Source organism: Marvinbryantia sp. (genome assembly GCF_047017445.1).
GTDB lineage: Bacteria > Bacillota > Clostridia > Lachnospirales > Lachnospiraceae > Marvinbryantia.
Map to the genome: position 1 here is coordinate 84,179 of NZ_JBKXTT010000002.1, position 16,870 is coordinate 101,048.

The following is a 16,870-nucleotide window of genomic DNA, read 5'->3' on the forward strand; positions in this document are numbered from 1 at the left end:
TTTTCTATTTCAATCCCGAGGTCACGATCCCCTCCACAAAATATTTCTGACAGCACAGAAACAGAATTACCATCGGCAATGCAACCAGCACAGACGCCGCCATCAGCTGGTTCCACTGAATGGAGGTATCAACTTTAAACATTGTCAGCGCCAGCTGTACCGTCTTGCGGTTATCCGAATTTGTCATAACCAGCGGCCACAGATAATCATTCCACACGGAAACGCTCTTCATCAGTCCCAGCGTAGCCAGGATCGCCTTTGAATTTGGGATGTAGATCGTAAAAAACGTCTTCCATTTATTTGCTCCGTCAATCTCAGCCGCCTCATCCAGCGACCGCGGAAAATTCTCATAAAACTGCTTGCACAAAAATACACCGTAAGATCCGGAAACTAAGGGAATGATCAGACCCGCAAATGTATTGATCAACCCTTTTCCGCCCACACCCAGAATATTATTTCCTCCCGCCAGCGGAAATCTTGCCATGATCAGAAAGGTCGGAAGCATGGTAACCTGCGCCGGCATCATCAGACCTACCATCAGAAGTCCGAAAAGCGCTCCCGAGCCGCGGAACTTCAGCCTTGCAAATGCATATCCGGCAATCGAATTAAACAATAAGGAAAAGGCGACTGCCAACAGCGTAATTAGCAGGGAATTGCGGAAATATACAGGCCAGTTTCCGTTTGACATAGCCATAATATAATTATCAAGAGAAATCTTCTCCGGCAAAAAACTGAAAACTGCCGACCGGATCTCATCCATCGTCTTAAAAGACGTCGTAACCATCATAAGGATCGGCGTCAGCATAATCAGCGAAGCAAGCGTCATAGCCGCTACCCACATCACATGATAAATCTTTTTTTTCTTCATTGTGCCCTCCTATGATACATCAACATCCTGCCCGCGGCTTCCAAATTTAAATACCAGCGCCGTGACAACAATGGAAAACAGGAGCAGCACTACGGACATCGCGCTCGCATATCCCATCTTGAACTCCAGAAAAGCTCTCCTGTATATCTGATGAACAATTGTCGTTGTACGGTTCAGCGGGCCGCCGCTCGTCATAATATTAATCTGTTCAAAAACTGCAAAGCTGTTTACGATTCCTGTCACGAGCAGGAAAAACGTTGTGGGGCGCAGCATCGGCCAGGTGATTTTCACGAATTTCTGCAGGGCATTGGCGCCGTCCAGAGACGCTGCTTCGTATAAAGAATCCGGAATAGACGTCAGTCCCGAAAGGAAAATGACCATCGAATATCCACAGTTTTTCCATATTCCCATAATGATCACGCAGGGCATTGCCATATTGGGATCCTGCAGCCACTGTTTGGCAGACACGCCGAACATTTTTAAAATCGAGTTTAAAAGGCCAAAGGTCGGATCATAAATCCACAGCCATACCATAGACATACATACCATGGACATCACATTCGGCAAATAGAACGCCGTCCGGAATATCGGGATCAGCCGCGACTTCCGATACAGGATCACAGCGACAAATAAGCCCAGAGCCAGCTGCGGAAACAGCGTAAATATACTGTAGAACAGCGTATTTTTTACCGCACTGAAAAAGTCGTCATCTTTCAGCAAATTGATATAATTTTTCAGGCCCACCAGATCCGGCGCCGTATAAAGATTATAATTCGTGACGCTGTAATACAGAACCATGCCGATTGGAATTAAGATAAACACAGTAAACACAAAATATGCCGGAAAGATCATGGCATACGCACAATTATCATATTTTTTCTTTTTTCTTATCTTTACCCGGTCCACTTTTACCCTCCTTCACACTCTCCATACTTTTTAATGGCGGGATGCACAGCTATCCATCCCGCCATCAAATCACTGATTATCTATTTCTTCCTGAATCTTTTCCGCCGCATCATTCAATGCCTGTTCCGGCTCTGCCACATCATACATGATCTGTTCCATTGCCTGTCCGATAATATTATATACGGAGTTCGCATAGGCAACCTTCGGCGAACCTGTGCCGCAGGCGATCGATGTATAAATTGCCTCATGTTTTTCAGGATCCTCCGCGATATATTCCTCTTTCAGAGATTCTCTCAGGACTGCGGTTCCAAGATCCTCATAGCGCGTCCACATATTTTCCGCAGAAGAAACATATTCGATGAATTTCCATACCTCTTCTTTGTGCTCGGTCTCCCCGCTCATGAACATAAAGTTCATTCCGCAGAATGTCGCCTGCTGTGTTCCGGAAATCGGATCCGCCATTGCGATCTTTCCTTCCAGATCACCTGTATTCCAGTTGGCGAAATTGCTGTCACTTGCAAATGTCATCGCCGCTTTTCCGGTTATAAACGGGTTTTCATCCGCATTGTCGGCATTCCAGAAAATCACGCCCTCATCTGCCAGCTCCTTCATAAACTCCGCCGCCTCGATCGCTTCCGGCGTATTGCACAGAATCGTGTTATTGTCGTCATCAACCAGGTTCTTCACACCGTTCTGCTCGATAAAGATGGAAAACCAGTGCTGTGTGTTGGTTCCTGATGTCGGAAGTCCCAGGCCCGTCTGCACGACCGTATCTCCATCCTTTTTGATCAGGGCTTTATGCGCTTCTCTGAGCTCATCCCATGTCGTCGGCGGAGATTCCGGATCCAGGCCTGCTTCCTCAAACATTTCTTTGTTATAAATCAAAATACGCGGATCGGCAATTACCGGGATCCCATACTGTGTCCCGTTAATATTTCCAAGAGAAAGCGCGCTCTCCATGAAATCCTCTTTTCCGTCCCACCCTTCCATATACTCATCCAGCGAAGCATACTGTCCGAGAGGTACGCGGGTTCCCATGGAGGCCAGCGTGAAATTGATAATATCCGGCGCTGTCCCGGAGGCAAAGCCTGTATTCAGTTTCGTCTCAAAATCATCTCCTGCCGGCGCCTCCTGATATTCGATTTCAATATTCGGATTTTCCTCCATAAAACCGTCTACCATTTTCTCCCAGTACGCTTTTTTCTCCGGCTCCGTACCAACGCGCAGAAAAACAAGTTTCACTTCCTCTTCGCTTGTCTCTTCCGCCACCAGCTCTTCATTTCCATCGAATCCGCACCCGATCGTACCGAAAACTGACGTCATCCCCATTACCGCTACACAGAACATTGCTAATTTTCTTTTCATTGCTTACGTCCTCCTTTATTTGATAAATTTATTATAAAAAAACGAAATGCAAAAAAACAGGTTTCTGTTTCTCAAAAATTTGCATTTCGTTTTATCGTTTCAAAATCTGAAGTTAAGTTTCCTCTTCTTTTCAGAGAAATTTGTAAAAATTTAATTTCTTTTTGTATTATTTTGTTTTCTGTACTCAGCCGGAGAACACCCATAACTTTCCTTAAAAGCCCGGCTAAAATGCGCTGCATCAAAAAATCCTGTTTTTTCCGCAATTTCCTGAATCGGCAGCTTTGTATTTTTCAGGAGAACACAGGCATTCTCCAAACGGATCCGCTGCAGATAATCACTGAATTTCTCTCCTGTTTCCTTTTTAAACAATACGGAAATGTACGTCCGGCTCAGATGTATTTTTTCCGCAATGTCCTCCATCAGAATTTTTTCGCCGTAATGCAGCTCCACATAATTCATAACCTCCTGAATCGGTTCCGAATAGTGTTTTGTCTCCCATTTCCGCTGCAGTAAAGAAGAAAGATATGTTTGCGCCTGTTCCACTCTCTGACGTAAGATCTGATACTTCCCGCAGTTTTCTCCCAGCAGCAGGTCGATCATCCCTACCTTCTTCTGTTCCTGTGTATCAAGCGTATACCTCCATAGCCTGTGAATATACGCGGTGAGAATTTCATCGCATATTGATTTCACATATTGCGGCGGAAGAAACACCGCATCGCTTAGTTTTTTCAGCAAAAATTCTATTTTCTCATCCGCCTCGCCGTATTGCTCCTTTTCAATCAGCCCGATGATTTCTTTCATATCGCGTCTGCAGTACAATTCTCCTTCGTCATCCTCTGCCAGAACACTCATTTCCTCATACCTCTGATATCCCGGAACGTCAAAGAAAACACGATTTTTTCTGGCCTGACAGGCCTGCCGGTATAGATCCCTGATCTGACAGAATCCGTCTTTTTTACAGCTGATTCCCACAAAAAGCCTTTCTCCCAGATGTGTCTGCAAGATCTCGTACAATTCCCCGGCAATCTCCGACCGGAGCCAGTCGTTTCTGTGATTATAGATGATCGTATACTCCTGCAGCGCGTTCGGGAAGCCATAACCGGTAAGATGCTTTTCTTCCATATACAGCTCAAAAATTTCTCCCGCTTTTTCCATAATTTCCGTTTTCTCGAAAAAAATATTTATGACGACCAGATTACGGGGATCCAGATCTATATGGTTTTCTTTTATGATATCACATAATTTCTCCTCCGATACACCATCTGTCGCTTCGATCAGGTATCTGAGAGTTTTATCCGTCTGTTCCCCATCCCGCTTATCATTCCTCTGGCCGGAAAGATAGATCCGCGCCTCCTCAAGAATTTTCTCAACTCCCTCCCCGGTGATCTCCGGTTTCAGCACAAATTCATGTACGCCCAGCTTCAGCGCCTGCCGCGCATACTGAAACTCATCATATGCGCTGAGAATGACCGTATAGGGATACTTCCCCAATTCCTGAATATTTTTCAGCAATTCCATACCGTCCATGCCGGACATGCGGATATCAGTGAAAATAACATCCACTTCATGTTCTCTGCAATACTCCAGCGCCTGGCGGCCATTGGCGAATTCCCCTGCAACCAGATAGTTCGAACCCAGTTTTTCTATTTTCTTTTTCATCCACTGCCTGGTAATACTCTCATCGTCAACTATAATTATTCTTATCATCTTACATCTCCCGTCAGGCTTTCCCTTGCCTCAGCTTCCCGCTCTTTCTGCGCCGGCATACATAATTCCACGCAAACGCCTCCTTCTTCCGTCTGACTGACGCTCAGACCGTATTCCTCTCCAAAAAACAGCTGAAGTCTTTCCTGAACATTTTTAAGTCCGATGCTGCTCACCTGTTCCCTGCACTTGCTTTCAGAAGGCTCCTCCAAAATCCGTTTGATCTTTTCCACATCTGCGCCCTCGCCGTCATCCAATACGCGGATCACAAGGTTCTGCTCCTGCCGCCGGCCCTCGATCCTGATATGTCCCATCCCTTTCTTTTCGCTGAACCCATGCGATATGGAATTTTCCACAAGTGGCTGTATGGAAATCCTTGGGATCAGACACTCCATAACCTCTTCATCCACATCTATTTTCCATTCAAAGGTATCCTGGTAACGGTTTCCCATCAATACAAGATATGTCTCCAGCGCCTGCAGCTCTTCCCGAATCGGAATCAGTTTGCGATAATCCGAAAATGTTCTCCTCAGAAGCTTTACCAGCGCCATTAATGACTGGCCCGCCTTATCTTCCATTCCCATCTCCATCTGAAAACGTATGGACGCCAGTGTATTATAGAGAAAATGCGGGTTGATCTGCGCCTGCAGGGCCTGAAGCTCCAGGACACGCTTTTCCTCATCCTTTTCCTTCAGCTGCTCGATCAGCTGCTCGATTCTCTCGATCATCATATTAAACTGCTGACTGAGCTCACCGAACTCATCCATGTTTTCCACTTCCGTGCGGACGCTGAGATCCCCTTTATAGACATTGCGCATATCACGTTTGAGTTTCTGTACCGGCCGGCTGATATATCTGGAATCAACGATAGACATGATAATTTCCAAAGCGAAAAAAACGAGCAGTGCCAGTATGATCCACACGTAGCTCTGATTTGTGCTCCAGACCATCCCCTGTCTTTTCTCGTACATGATGATTTTCCACTGTGTGGATGGGCTGGTCACAAAATATACCTGAGAGTTGCTTCCATTCACTTTCGCCTGAAAGTAGCCATGGTCGTACCCGGTGAGTTTCTCTAAGTAATTCTCTGAGGTGATCTTCCTCCCGATCATCTCCTGGTTTGTGGACGTAATAATAGTCCCGGTATCATCCATCAGCATAACCTCCTGGTTATCCTGCTCGATTCCTGCTGCAAAAATATTAAGGATATCCGTATGCGTAATATTTACGTCAAAAATCCCCACGCAGCGTCCGCTGTTAAAATTTTTAATCAGACGGATGGCTCTGACAGCGCTGTCTTCCCCCAGCGCCTGAAATTCCTCGCTCTGATAGGTCGGAATATAGCGGATCCTGCTCTTTCCGTCCAGCACGGCAAACCATTCCTCTTCTTTTAATTTTTCAAGATCCGGATACCGGGTTGCGATCTGGTTTACATTTTCAGAAATAGAATAATTGACGCCGTTTTCCCCGAGAATTTTCAAATCACATTTTTTATTCGTCCCGGAATATTTATTCTGCTGCATGAATTCGGTTATTGTTCTTCTGGTTGTTACGCGCTCATACTCGCTTTGAAATTTTTCTTTCGAGATCAGACGGTTTATCTCATAATTTCCCATAAAATTTTCCGAATACATAACAATGCTGTTCAGATAATACTCCATACTGGTATTGATCTGATTCAGGATCACGATTCTGGACTGATTTAAGCGCCTGTTGCTCTCTGTGTTGATCACCGAAATAATACCCACGCACAAGATCAGGCAGGGCAGCACAAAAAAGCACATATTTGTCACCAGGATCCTGTGCTGTAATCGCATCGGCTTTCTTTTTATCTTCATAATCGCATCAGCCCCCGAAATATCCCTGTTTTTCACATTGTACAAAGTTATGAACTCATTTTGCCTTTAAATCACTAGCATCAGGAATGGTATCACGATTGGTCTCAATGGTATCACGATTAGTATCGCTGATACCATTCTTTCCGCTGATTTGTGAACATTGCCGCAGTGTTTGAATTCAACTGCAACTATCCCTATCTATAAGCATTTTGAAAAGCTTTTTATAAGATACTGCCATACCTGATGCCCCATTATTCATGTACTTTTTATCTTCTCATGTTACGTATATCATTGTAGCATAGAATTCTTTCTCTGGGTATCGAAAAAAATAGTGTAATGCTATCCTCTTACGGGATTACCTCCTTCAATCGTTTATAATTACATTTTATATACAGAACCAACTGAGTTGGTCGCATACCAGGCGACATTTTAAATAAAAAAGAGAGACTACCCCATAAAAGGCAATCTCTCCCATATCCTGTCTTTGTGCCAACATATTTATCAAGCCACATAATCATTCTAAGGTTGTCCTTTTCTGAAACCATAATTATTTTATGCAAGCTCAACCCCTTTTCTCCATTGTTTTTTCGTTCTGTAAAGTGGGGCTATCATTCCCGACAGCCCCACTTTCAAACAGTTTTTATATCATCTGACAATCTTTCACACCTGTGAATGAATCTGACGATATGAAAAAACTCAGAATATACACTTAGATTAAATACTTCCCTGCAATTTCCTTCAGCGCCTCCGGCTTTTTCGCGAACCACTCATCAAACGTCGTTCCTCCCGCCTGAACAGCCTGGCCCAGCTCTACAAAGAATGCCGGCATGTTTTTCTGCAGCATCATGCCCCACTGCTCGCCAAAGCGCTCCTCTCCTTCCGCGTCGCTTCCGTTTACATGGAAGGTGAACGCCGGCTCCATCACGCCGTCCACGCGCTTTGCCCCGCCGTGGAAGCCAAGCGTGCCGATCTGATGCGTACCGCAGGAGGAGGTACAGCCTGAAATGTGGATTCTCGGCAGCACACCGTCCGCAAAATCGTGCTTTCTCACTTCCTCAATAATCTGGCGCAGCGCTCCCTGGGAATCACGCAGCCCGATCTGACAGATCGTTGCTCCGATACAGGATACCGACGTCTCAAAAAGATTCTGCGCACCATCGTCCGTCACTGCGAGAACCGCCTTTGCCTCGTCGCCGTTCAGATTGATGATATAAATCGTCTCGTCCGGCGCAATGCGCACCTCGACCGCTTCCATATCTTTGATCGTCTCATAAAGCTGTGCAAACTTCGTCACCACCGGAACGCCGCCGATCGGATGGTAAGCAACCGCATAAAGCCCGTCCTGCTTCTGGGCGATCGCGCGTTTATCCGAAACTGTCGTGCCGTTTCCGCTCTTTGCGACCGCTTCCGCCGTTACGTCGATATCCAGCGTTTCACTCTTCTTCACTTCCGCCAGCTTTTCCAGGTAAGCCGCCTTATAGCCGTCCACACCCAGACTCTCCTGCATGTAGCGTGTTCTTGCCTTACCGCGGTTTTCATAATTTCCGTGCGCCACAAAGGTATTCACCATCGCTTTGATGTAATACAGGATCTCCGTCGGCAAAACATCCTCCGCCACCTTCACACCCATGCGCGGATTGTTGCCAAGACCGCCCGCGCTGTACACGTCAAAGGCGCCGTTTTCCTTCGCGACAAAGCCAAGGTCGCGGAAGGTAGCGTGCGTTTCGTTCGCCGGAGAATTGGAGAAGCCGACCTTCAGCTTACGCGGCATCTTCACAGTCTTGATAAAACCCATCAGATAGTCAGAGGCCGCCTCTGCATAGGGCAGCACATCAAAATGCTCTCCCTGCTCCACTCCGGACAGCGGCGATACCATCACGTTTCGCGGGAAATCTCCGCCGCCTCCCCTGGTGACGATCCCTACATCCATCGCCTTTTCCATGATCGCACAGACAGCCTCTGCGTCAAGGTCGTGGAACTGGATCGTCTGGCAGGTCGTAAAGTGCGCCTTTTTCACGTCGTACTGCGCAATCGCCTCCGCAACGAATTTCAGCTTTTCCTTTGTCAGCCTTCCGCCCGGCATCCGAAGCCGGAGCATACTCGCCTCTCCGCCCTTCTGCGCATAGCTCCCGAAACCGCCGGAAAAGCCCTTGTACTCCTTCATGCTCACTTCTTTTGCATAAAATTTTTCTGTCATGTCCCGGAACTGTGCCAGGTCTTCTTTAAATTCCTGCATTAAACTTTCCATGTCATTCTCTCCCAAAAGAATTATTTTCTTTTATTATAATGAAATTGTCGGGAAATATCAATGTAATCTGCTCCAAAAGTTTTTTCAATAAAATTTCCAGAAAAATCAATACCGTTGACCACCTTTCCAAACATCTTGCAAAAGGTACCTCAAAAAATGCTCTGAAAGCTTACCCGATACAGGTGTGAAGTCTCCTGCAGCACATCCACACTCTGATTGATATTTCCGATAAATACCATAGATGCATATGTTTTACACTATTCACACCCTCTTCGATGATTTCTTCATCATCCGAGCTGCAATACTGACCGAGAAGAAACTCCAACACGTACACCGGTACATTTGCTCCTTCTTTGATATGTTTTGTCAGATCCTTGCGGACAACCTTGCCATCAAAATACTGGCGTAATTTTTCTTTAATTACGGATCGTTTATCATCTGTCTCCATAAATTCGTCCATAGTCTCTCCTCTCTGGTATAGAGTTTATTTCTGTATCTTCCACTGACCAGAACGCCTGCTTCCATTTCTTGTAAGCACGCCTTTTTCCTGTAATCTTGGAAGTATTCGCTTAATTGTTCCTAATGAAATTCCTGTTGCTTCGTGGAGTTTCTTTTGTGTGATTCGAGGATTCTTCTTTATCACAGATAAAATCTTTTTTTCATCTTCAATCAATTCAAGTTCAGTCGCACTTTTAGTCGCATTAGTCTCATCAGTCGCACTTTTAGTCGCATTAGTCGGCATTTTATCGGCACAAATCGGCACTTTATCGGCACTTTCAGTCTCATTTGCCAAGCGATTAGTATCACTGATGCCACTCTCTGACTTCACCGAACCAAAATCAAAGGAGTATTCATCATCCAGCGGCACAATAATTCGGAACACATCGCCTTCTATAAACTGCGGTTCCTGTCCGGAATAGAATTTACTATACTTGAACAAATTGCGGACACCAGAACCAAGCTGATCCGCATATCCTATATTTCGAAAAAATGAAGCTATAATCGGATTCTTCGGATTCGGCTCCATATTATCCACTGTAATATAACCTTCCTTCCATGCGCGGTTTGCATTTTCCACATACATACGTTCTTTTTCAATGACAAACTTTGCCGTATAACTGCTGGAAAATTCCCGGTGCATCAAAGTATTGCTAATCATTTCTCTTACAATCGTATTTCTCAGGCTCTTATTTACAGTATCTTCCAAAAAGAACTTGTCCGGCAAATGCTTTCTTCCAAATTCAAGAAGCCTGTCGTAACTTTCAATCAAATTTGTTTTAATAATCTCACGGTCATCATACCGGTCCACATTTACCTTGCGAACGAGTGCATCTGTCACATAAGCCGGTGCCACATTCAGAATCACATCGTCTTTCCCCAACAACATAATTGCAGCAAGATTATAGCCCTCTTCTCCGGTTGCAATATCACGACCATATAATCCTGCACTTTTCAGTAATTCCTGATCATCCATAGTTGTCCACGGATGCTGTCCGCCTGCATGATTCTGTGCCATTATCCGGATTTTAGGCAACAAATCCAATCGCAAATCTTCCATTTTCGCATATGGATATATTTTCTTTTCTGTAAAGATGTTCTGCTTGCGAATGTACATCTGTGCAATCGCACCAGTAGCAGTCACCTTCACATCCGCATCATCTACACGGTCATAAATAACTTTTTTATAACTATGCACTTCCGCACTCGGTGGGATATGCACATGAATAATCGTATGTTTTTCATCGTATTTGATAATTTCAGGTGCAAGATATACCGTAGGGGAAAACAGCAACGGGTTACTCACAACCTTTATAAAATTCTTCACCATATCAGGAGCTGATTTTTCTGGTACCCCCAAAACTGTACCATCATCCAAAACCCCCATGAAAATGTCTCCGCCAAAACGATTCAAGAAGGAACATACCGTTTCATAAGTATCTGAATCAATTCCGTTGCCGCAGCGTTTAAATTCAACTGCAACAGTTTCTCCTATTGTGAGGACGGATTGTAAGATATTCAAATCCATTTTGGCACCTCCCGTATTAAAAAATTTCTTAAACCAATTATTTGTCTGAAATAACTTTCAAATAATCTCTTCCCAAAGAAGTAATAGCATAGGAAGTAGAGCGATTTGGTTTCCTGATATTGGGTAAACGTACACCTTTAGGCTTACTCTTCTTTTGATCTTTGTCCACTTTATTCAAATAATCAACGATTTCATCTATATTTTTATCTCGTTGTTCATCATTTTTGCAATACACTAGACCCAGGCGTTCTAATTTTTCTTTAATCACTGTTACCTGCTCTGTTTTTAAATTATATCTATCACATAAACTTATAATATTTTCTTGCGTATCTCTGCAATATAATGATAAGACATCAATGTCAAGTTGCGTAAGTTGATTGATGGTATCAAAAAACATCAGCATAAGATTATCATTTGCTTCGTTGCTCATTAAATTGATAAAACCATTTACATGATATGGAACTTTTTCCTGTTGTTTTTCTATTTCTAAATTATCTAACAGCCACTCTACATATTGTCCTCTGAATTTTTCTTGTACTTCTTCTGTCAATGCGACATAATTTTCCTCCATTGCATCAATTCTTTTCGCCATTAAAGTCAGAGCACTCTTAACCCGTGTTTCAAAACGATTTTGTTTATAACTTAATCGAATTCCATTTATTCTTGGTGCACAAGCTCCTATAAGAGTCCCTATTATTTCAGCAATACCTTCAGATACTACAATATCTGCGATTTCTTCCACAGATGCAGGAAGCATATCACTTTCGACTACCGAATCAACTATCTCTTCTTTCGATGCACTTAAAAAGTCTTTCACTTTCCCCTTTTTCATTATTTTTCCCTCTTAAAATCCAAGGTAGTGTCAAAAACTACCTGTTTTTTTGTTTCAAAATATAATAAAAACCTTGATTTTAAGGGAAATCTGCAATAAAAAGAGCATTGACCTCCCTTTTCGTGTATAATGTCAATCGCCAAACCAACATCCTACGAAAGGAGCCAATGCTCATGGACATTATACAATACTTACTCTCTGTTATTCAATATCTTTATCAGCAAAACTGCTGGCTGATCAATTTTATCTGCAGATATATCCCCCTCAAGCAGTGGGCTTTTGATGATTCCCATTCCCCTAAATACCAGAAGTTTAGGATCGATGAGCTTCCTCTGGTTACTGACTTCCGCCAGGACTGGACTTACAAAGATCTCATCCCCTACTACGAAAAACGCTACGGTAAGAAGATCCGCCCCGTCAGACGCCGTTCGGAATGCGATATCCCTGACGACTGCTCCTGCCCACGCTGTGATGCCCCCAAACCGTTCCTTTACAAGAATAACGGCTCCAAAGGCCAGCTCCTCTGCAAGGTCTGTGCTGCCAGGTTTTCCCCCGCCGAAAGCCGCTTCTCTTCCCTGAAGCTGCGGTGTCCTCACTGCGGAAATGCCCTCGTCCCCAAAAAAGACAGGAAACACTTTGTCATCCATAAGTGTGTCAATCCCAAATGCCCCTACTACCTCCACAACCTGAAAAAAGTGGATAAGGAAGACCTCAAAGAGGATCATGGCAAAAACAAATATAAACTCCACTACATCTACCGCGAATTCACGGTGGATTTTTTCAGCATGGACTTAAACACCCTGCCAAAGAACGCTTCTTCCCTGAAATTCAGTAAACACAATGCGCATGTCATGTCCCTGTGCCTTACCCTCCATGTGAACCTTGGGCTGTCCCTGCGCAAAACTTCCCAGGCCCTTAAAGACCTGTATAACATCAGCATCTCCCACCAGCAGGTCGCCAACTACTGTAAGACCGCCGCCATCTGCATCAAGCCCTTTGTTGACCAGTATCCCTACGAAAAAGGCGATACCTTCACCGCCGATGAAACCTATATCAAAATCCGCGGTGCCAAAACCTATGTCTGGTTCATTATGAATGCGGCCTGCCGCTCCATCATCGGCTACCAGGTATCTGATAACCGGGGAGTCGGCCCCTGCATCCTCGCCATGCGCATGGCATTTCAGGGCCTTACTAAGCTTCCGGAAAACTTCAAGTTTATCGCTGATGGTTACAGCACCTATCCTCTCGCCGCAATGGAATTTGCAAAGAAGTTTGGCAAAAATTTACCTTTAAGATCACTCAGGTCATTGGGCTTACCAACGACGATGCTGTTTCTGCAGAACACCGCCCCTTCAAACAGATGATCGAACGGCTCAACCGCACCTATAAAGCTTCTTACCGGCATACAAACGGCTTCGATAACATCGACGGTGCCAACTATAACCTTGCGCTCTGGGTTGCTTATTACAACTTCCTCCGGCCCCATAAACATAACTACTATAAAGTACTCAACGAAGTAGAACTGCTGCAGGGTGCTGACAACATGCCGGGCAAGTGGCAGCTTCTTATTCTCCTCGGCCAGCAGACCATTCTGACTATGCAGAAAAACGGTACTGCCACATTGGAGCGGGGCTGTTGTCAATAGAACCGTGGAATACCGGAACAGGCGGCACAGCCGACTGTGAGGATATGCCGCGAAAGTCTATTGACATAAAGCTCACGGATTATCCTGTCCAGCAGAAAAGGGGCATCTGCGCCCTTTTCCTGCCATCCGGCGAGGACGGGTTCGGGCGGAGCCCGCTAATGGGTCAAGGGATTGGTCCCTTGCGGGTTCTCAGGGCAGCGCCCTGAGCCCTCGGAGAGCTTTTTGGAATCAATATCTGCAATTTTCAAGGTTCGTCTGAGCCTATTTTTTTGGCTCAGTTTTTCATAGATTACTTGACACTACCAAATCCAAAACCAAAATTATCTGTAAACGCAATATCCATTATAACCTCATGCCGCAACACTTCTCGAAAATTGTTGTCATCATAAGCAATCAAATAGTATTTCCGATCTTTACTGTACTTTTTGCTCTTGAAAGAGAATCTCAGGCGGAATACACGTTTCACAGTATCTTCGTCTTTTTTATCTGCAACATACAAATGTTCATTGGAAATTCGTATCCCATATCACTTTCTTTGCTTTTAATATGCTCAATAAGAGCTTTGCGCTGTGCAATGGCAATCTTCCCATCAGCTTTTACATATTCCTTTGTGCCAATATCCAAGAAGAGTAAATCACCTGTAGAATAGGCAAGGGACTGTACAATACCTTTTTCACTCATGCCAATTAATTCAGCTTGCTCTGCAATATCTTTTTCTAATTTATTTCTTGCCCATACTGCAAAACTTTATATCGCTGTCTTGCTCATCGTTTTCTCCTAAGTAATCCACATATCTATGATACAATTTGAAAAATGTCTTTATTATATGTAGAAGAATCCACAACCGATACTTTGCAGTTCAACCATCGCATCTTTGTATTCATGCTTCTCTGCAGATTTTCCATGATCATCTTTTTTGTTCGTGTATGTCCGCCAAAGTTTCCTTCTAAAAATAAAATGACATACTTCGTCTTTGTGTCGTCTGCAGAATCCTCTGAAAATACTGTAGTTATTATTTCTTTCAATTCATCCAATGAAGATTTTTTATCCCCAAAAGACCTCGCACCAGCCAGTGCAGCCAAAGTCATTGCAACCTTCTGAGGCACCTCTATATCAAGGCTTTCCCGTCCTTGTACATCAACTTTTGTAGATGTAGTATCTCGTTTTTGGTTATTGGGAAAAATTCTCCAACGGCAATTGCCTTCGTCTCCCAGACAATTTTTTACTTCAATAAAGGATATTGCATCTTTCCCCGCCGAAATAAAATCTACGCCTTTCGATCCTGGAAGTGCATTAAATAAATCACGATAGTATTTTGTATCATCAAACTTAATCGCAATGTTTTCATCTGGAAATCCGAATTTTAATCCACTTTCTTCTCTAATCTCCATAAATGATCCTCTGTTCTCTATCATACATTGCATCAAATTCCTGCATAATCGCATTATGCTTTAAATCTGACGCCGTTTTTTCCATTTCAAATTTCACATCACCCGCCCGCTCATCACGATACAGTGACATGAAGCGTATGTCCAGATGTTCTGAATTTAATTCTGGATATACGGTAAGCATATTAAATTCCTGCTGTACAAAATAATCATGTGTCGTCACAAAAATCTGAACGCCCATTTTTGCCAAAGCAACCAGAGCCTGTACAATTGGCCGGATCATTTTCGGATTCATATTTGTTTCCGGCTCATCCCAGAAAAGTATGGTATTCTTATTCAGACTACCAGATAGAATCATATATACAATCATGGAAAGTTTCCGATAACCATCTGATAACAGCCCCATTTCAAATTCGCCCTCGTCTTTTATTTTCAAAAAGAACTTTTTATCCTTCTGAACAATCTGACCCTTCATAATTTCTTCAAAGTTTTTCAGAACTTCATTCTGCTCATTAGTGTTTGCCCCTTTTGAGAGCGGTCTATCCAGCAATTTCGTGAGATCGTAATACATTTCCTCAAAATCAATATGGTACTCCTCATAAAGAGATGCAAAGTGTTCTGTAGTAGAAATCATTTCCTTTGTAGGAATATAAATCACGTCAAAATTTCCAAAGGATTTTATCTGATCCATCTTAATATCTGCATGATTTTCCTGTCGATATCCAAAGCCTACCGAAATCTGCTGATTCTTATCCAATAACACTGAAAAATCAGTACGGTTACTACCCTGTTTTCTGCTTACCAGGCGACCTATTTTCATGCCATCTGGGCGAAAAACGCCCTGCAGTTTATCCACAAACATCTTTTCTTCTATTTCTTTCGTCGCCCCCTCTTTATATCCTTTTCCAAGAGGCTTTAAAACAGAATACATCACTTTTAATAACGTTGTTTTGCCTGTGCTGTTTTCTCCACAAATGATATTAATATTTTTTGCCCAGTTAATTTCTGCATTTTCAAAAAGCATAAAATTACTCAAAGTAAGTTTATTTACTTTCACCGACTCCACCTCCATTTAGCTCTCCATAATTGCATAATCCTACCAATATTGTTCTCCAATCACCATTTATACGTTTAATAGTATTTCCTGCAACAATCCAATTAAAACTCTATATGAAGAATTATGTCTTTCTCCAATTGTTTCAGTAGTTTTCTCTCAAGCTTGGAAACATATCTTTTCACACCTTCTGCCGTTTCCAACTGCCAGGTGGTTTCCGCAGTAATCGTTTTTATGCTAATCGTTCGTTGCTTTAATTTCTTTCACATATTTTATCATAGAATTCTTTCTTTGGATATCAAAAAAATGGGTGTTCGAGTGATTTTTCGTCATTTATCAAGATTTTTATATGTAAAATTCTCACTGGAATTTTCCGACCCATCGGTAGTAATAACAAATATGACTTTTCCTGCTTTATGTGCTCACTGAAGATATTTCTGAACATTATCAATCTTTTCAATCGCTGCCCCACTGCATCCAGCAATGCCATACAATGTCGGGCGGGTCAGGGACTTTCACCCCTTAGAACGTGCGCCCACCGGGAGCACCTAAAATAACGGCACCCATACGGATGCCGTCGCCTTTTCTTTATAAGCTTGCAAAAAATAATTCGTAAAAATCATCCTGTCCGTCGAGCATGGGAGAATTTTCCCCGCCTCCGTTCGTGCTGCGTTTCATCGCCGCATGAAATTCCTCGCCTGCTGCGATGACGTCCATTTCATAAATAGGATATCCCAGTTCGCGACACTTACGGCAGAACGCCCGCAGAGGATCGCGATCCTGCCTCGTGGCAAGCAGCTCCCGGCGCAGGGCAGCGTCCCGCCTTGCGCGTCCTTGAAGTTCCTCTAAATAATCGATTGTTGTCATCTGCAATTATCTCCCAAAAATATATATCCTGCACCTGCCCGCCTTAATCTTTTTGCATCTTTCCGGACGCCGTGCTCACCTCGATTCCGCTCCGCTTCTTCTGCTCTGCACACTTTCGCACTAGGCTCG

Annotated in this window: 12 protein-coding genes and 2 pseudogenes; 1 reads left to right on the forward strand and 13 read right to left on the reverse strand. The window is 43.7% G+C overall.

From position 1 onward, the window contains the following. Positions 1 to 4: 4 nt before the first annotated feature. The 9 genes and pseudogenes from ACLU9Q_RS02405 to ACLU9Q_RS02445 all read right to left on the reverse strand — a co-directional run bounded on the left by ACLU9Q_RS02405 (position 5) and on the right by ACLU9Q_RS02445 (position 11,787). Entirely contained in the window at positions 5 to 868 is an 864-nt protein-coding gene (locus tag ACLU9Q_RS02405) for a carbohydrate ABC transporter permease (RefSeq protein WP_302592344.1), read from the reverse strand. A 9-nt stretch (positions 869 to 877) separates the two neighbouring features. Further along, entirely contained in the window at positions 878 to 1,774 is an 897-nt protein-coding gene (locus ACLU9Q_RS02410; protein ID WP_296837730.1) for a carbohydrate ABC transporter permease, read from the reverse strand. Between the two features lie 69 nt (positions 1,775 to 1,843). Next, positions 1,844 to 3,139, reverse strand: a complete 1,296-nt coding sequence (locus ACLU9Q_RS02415) for an ABC transporter substrate-binding protein (RefSeq protein ID WP_302592345.1) — start codon at positions 3,137 to 3,139, stop codon at positions 1,844 to 1,846. Positions 3,140 to 3,289: 150 nt separating this feature from the next. Next, positions 3,290 to 4,846, reverse strand: a complete 1,557-nt coding sequence (locus ACLU9Q_RS02420; RefSeq protein WP_296837723.1) for a response regulator — start codon at positions 4,844 to 4,846, stop codon at positions 3,290 to 3,292. Further along, entirely contained in the window at positions 4,843 to 6,681 is a 1,839-nt protein-coding gene (locus ACLU9Q_RS02425) for a sensor histidine kinase (RefSeq protein WP_296837719.1), read from the reverse strand. The genes ACLU9Q_RS02420 and ACLU9Q_RS02425 overlap by 4 nt, the downstream gene beginning before the upstream one ends. 709 nt (positions 6,682 to 7,390) lie before the next feature. Next, entirely contained in the window at positions 7,391 to 8,929 is a 1,539-nt protein-coding gene (locus ACLU9Q_RS02430; RefSeq protein ID WP_296837714.1) for a nitrite/sulfite reductase, read from the reverse strand. A gap of 244 nt (positions 8,930 to 9,173) precedes the next feature. Further along, a pseudogene (locus ACLU9Q_RS02435) lies at positions 9,174 to 9,389 on the reverse strand (anti-phage BREX system Lon protease BrxL); the annotation flags it as partial. 24 nt (positions 9,390 to 9,413) lie between these two features. Continuing rightward, complete coding sequence (locus ACLU9Q_RS02440) at positions 9,414 to 10,955, reverse strand: RNA-binding domain-containing protein (protein ID WP_296837710.1); 1,542 nt, start codon at positions 10,953 to 10,955, stop codon at positions 9,414 to 9,416. Between the two features lie 37 nt (positions 10,956 to 10,992). Continuing rightward, positions 10,993 to 11,787, reverse strand: coding sequence for a hypothetical protein (locus ACLU9Q_RS02445; protein ID WP_412624615.1), 795 nt, complete (start codon positions 11,785 to 11,787; stop codon positions 10,993 to 10,995). A 173-nt stretch (positions 11,788 to 11,960) separates the two neighbouring features. On the opposite strand from ACLU9Q_RS02445, the pseudogene ACLU9Q_RS02450 reads away from it, so the two are divergent. Further along, a pseudogene (locus ACLU9Q_RS02450) lies at positions 11,961 to 13,432 on the forward strand (DDE-type integrase/transposase/recombinase). A gap of 462 nt (positions 13,433 to 13,894) precedes the next feature. Here ACLU9Q_RS02450 and ACLU9Q_RS02455 read toward each other — a convergent pair. From ACLU9Q_RS02455 to ACLU9Q_RS02470, 4 genes are all read right to left on the reverse strand, one after another. Beyond that, positions 13,895 to 14,113, reverse strand: a complete 219-nt coding sequence (locus ACLU9Q_RS02455) for a hypothetical protein (protein WP_296908582.1) — start codon at positions 14,111 to 14,113, stop codon at positions 13,895 to 13,897. A gap of 113 nt (positions 14,114 to 14,226) precedes the next feature. Continuing rightward, a complete protein-coding gene (locus tag ACLU9Q_RS02460) occupies positions 14,227 to 14,823 on the reverse strand; it encodes a DUF6661 family protein (RefSeq protein WP_296908584.1) in 597 nt (198 codons plus the stop codon). Next, positions 14,813 to 15,877 (reverse strand): AAA family ATPase, encoded by a 1,065-nt coding sequence (locus tag ACLU9Q_RS02465; RefSeq protein WP_296908586.1) that lies wholly within the window; start codon positions 15,875 to 15,877, stop codon positions 14,813 to 14,815. Before ACLU9Q_RS02465 ends, ACLU9Q_RS02460 begins: the two co-directional genes overlap by 11 nt. Before the next feature lie 585 nt (positions 15,878 to 16,462). After that, positions 16,463 to 16,741 carry a hypothetical protein gene (locus tag ACLU9Q_RS02470; protein ID WP_296908588.1) on the reverse strand — a complete coding sequence of 93 codons (279 nt, stop codon included), beginning with the start codon at positions 16,739 to 16,741 and terminating at the stop codon, positions 16,463 to 16,465. Between the last annotated feature and the right edge of the window lie 129 nt (positions 16,742 to 16,870).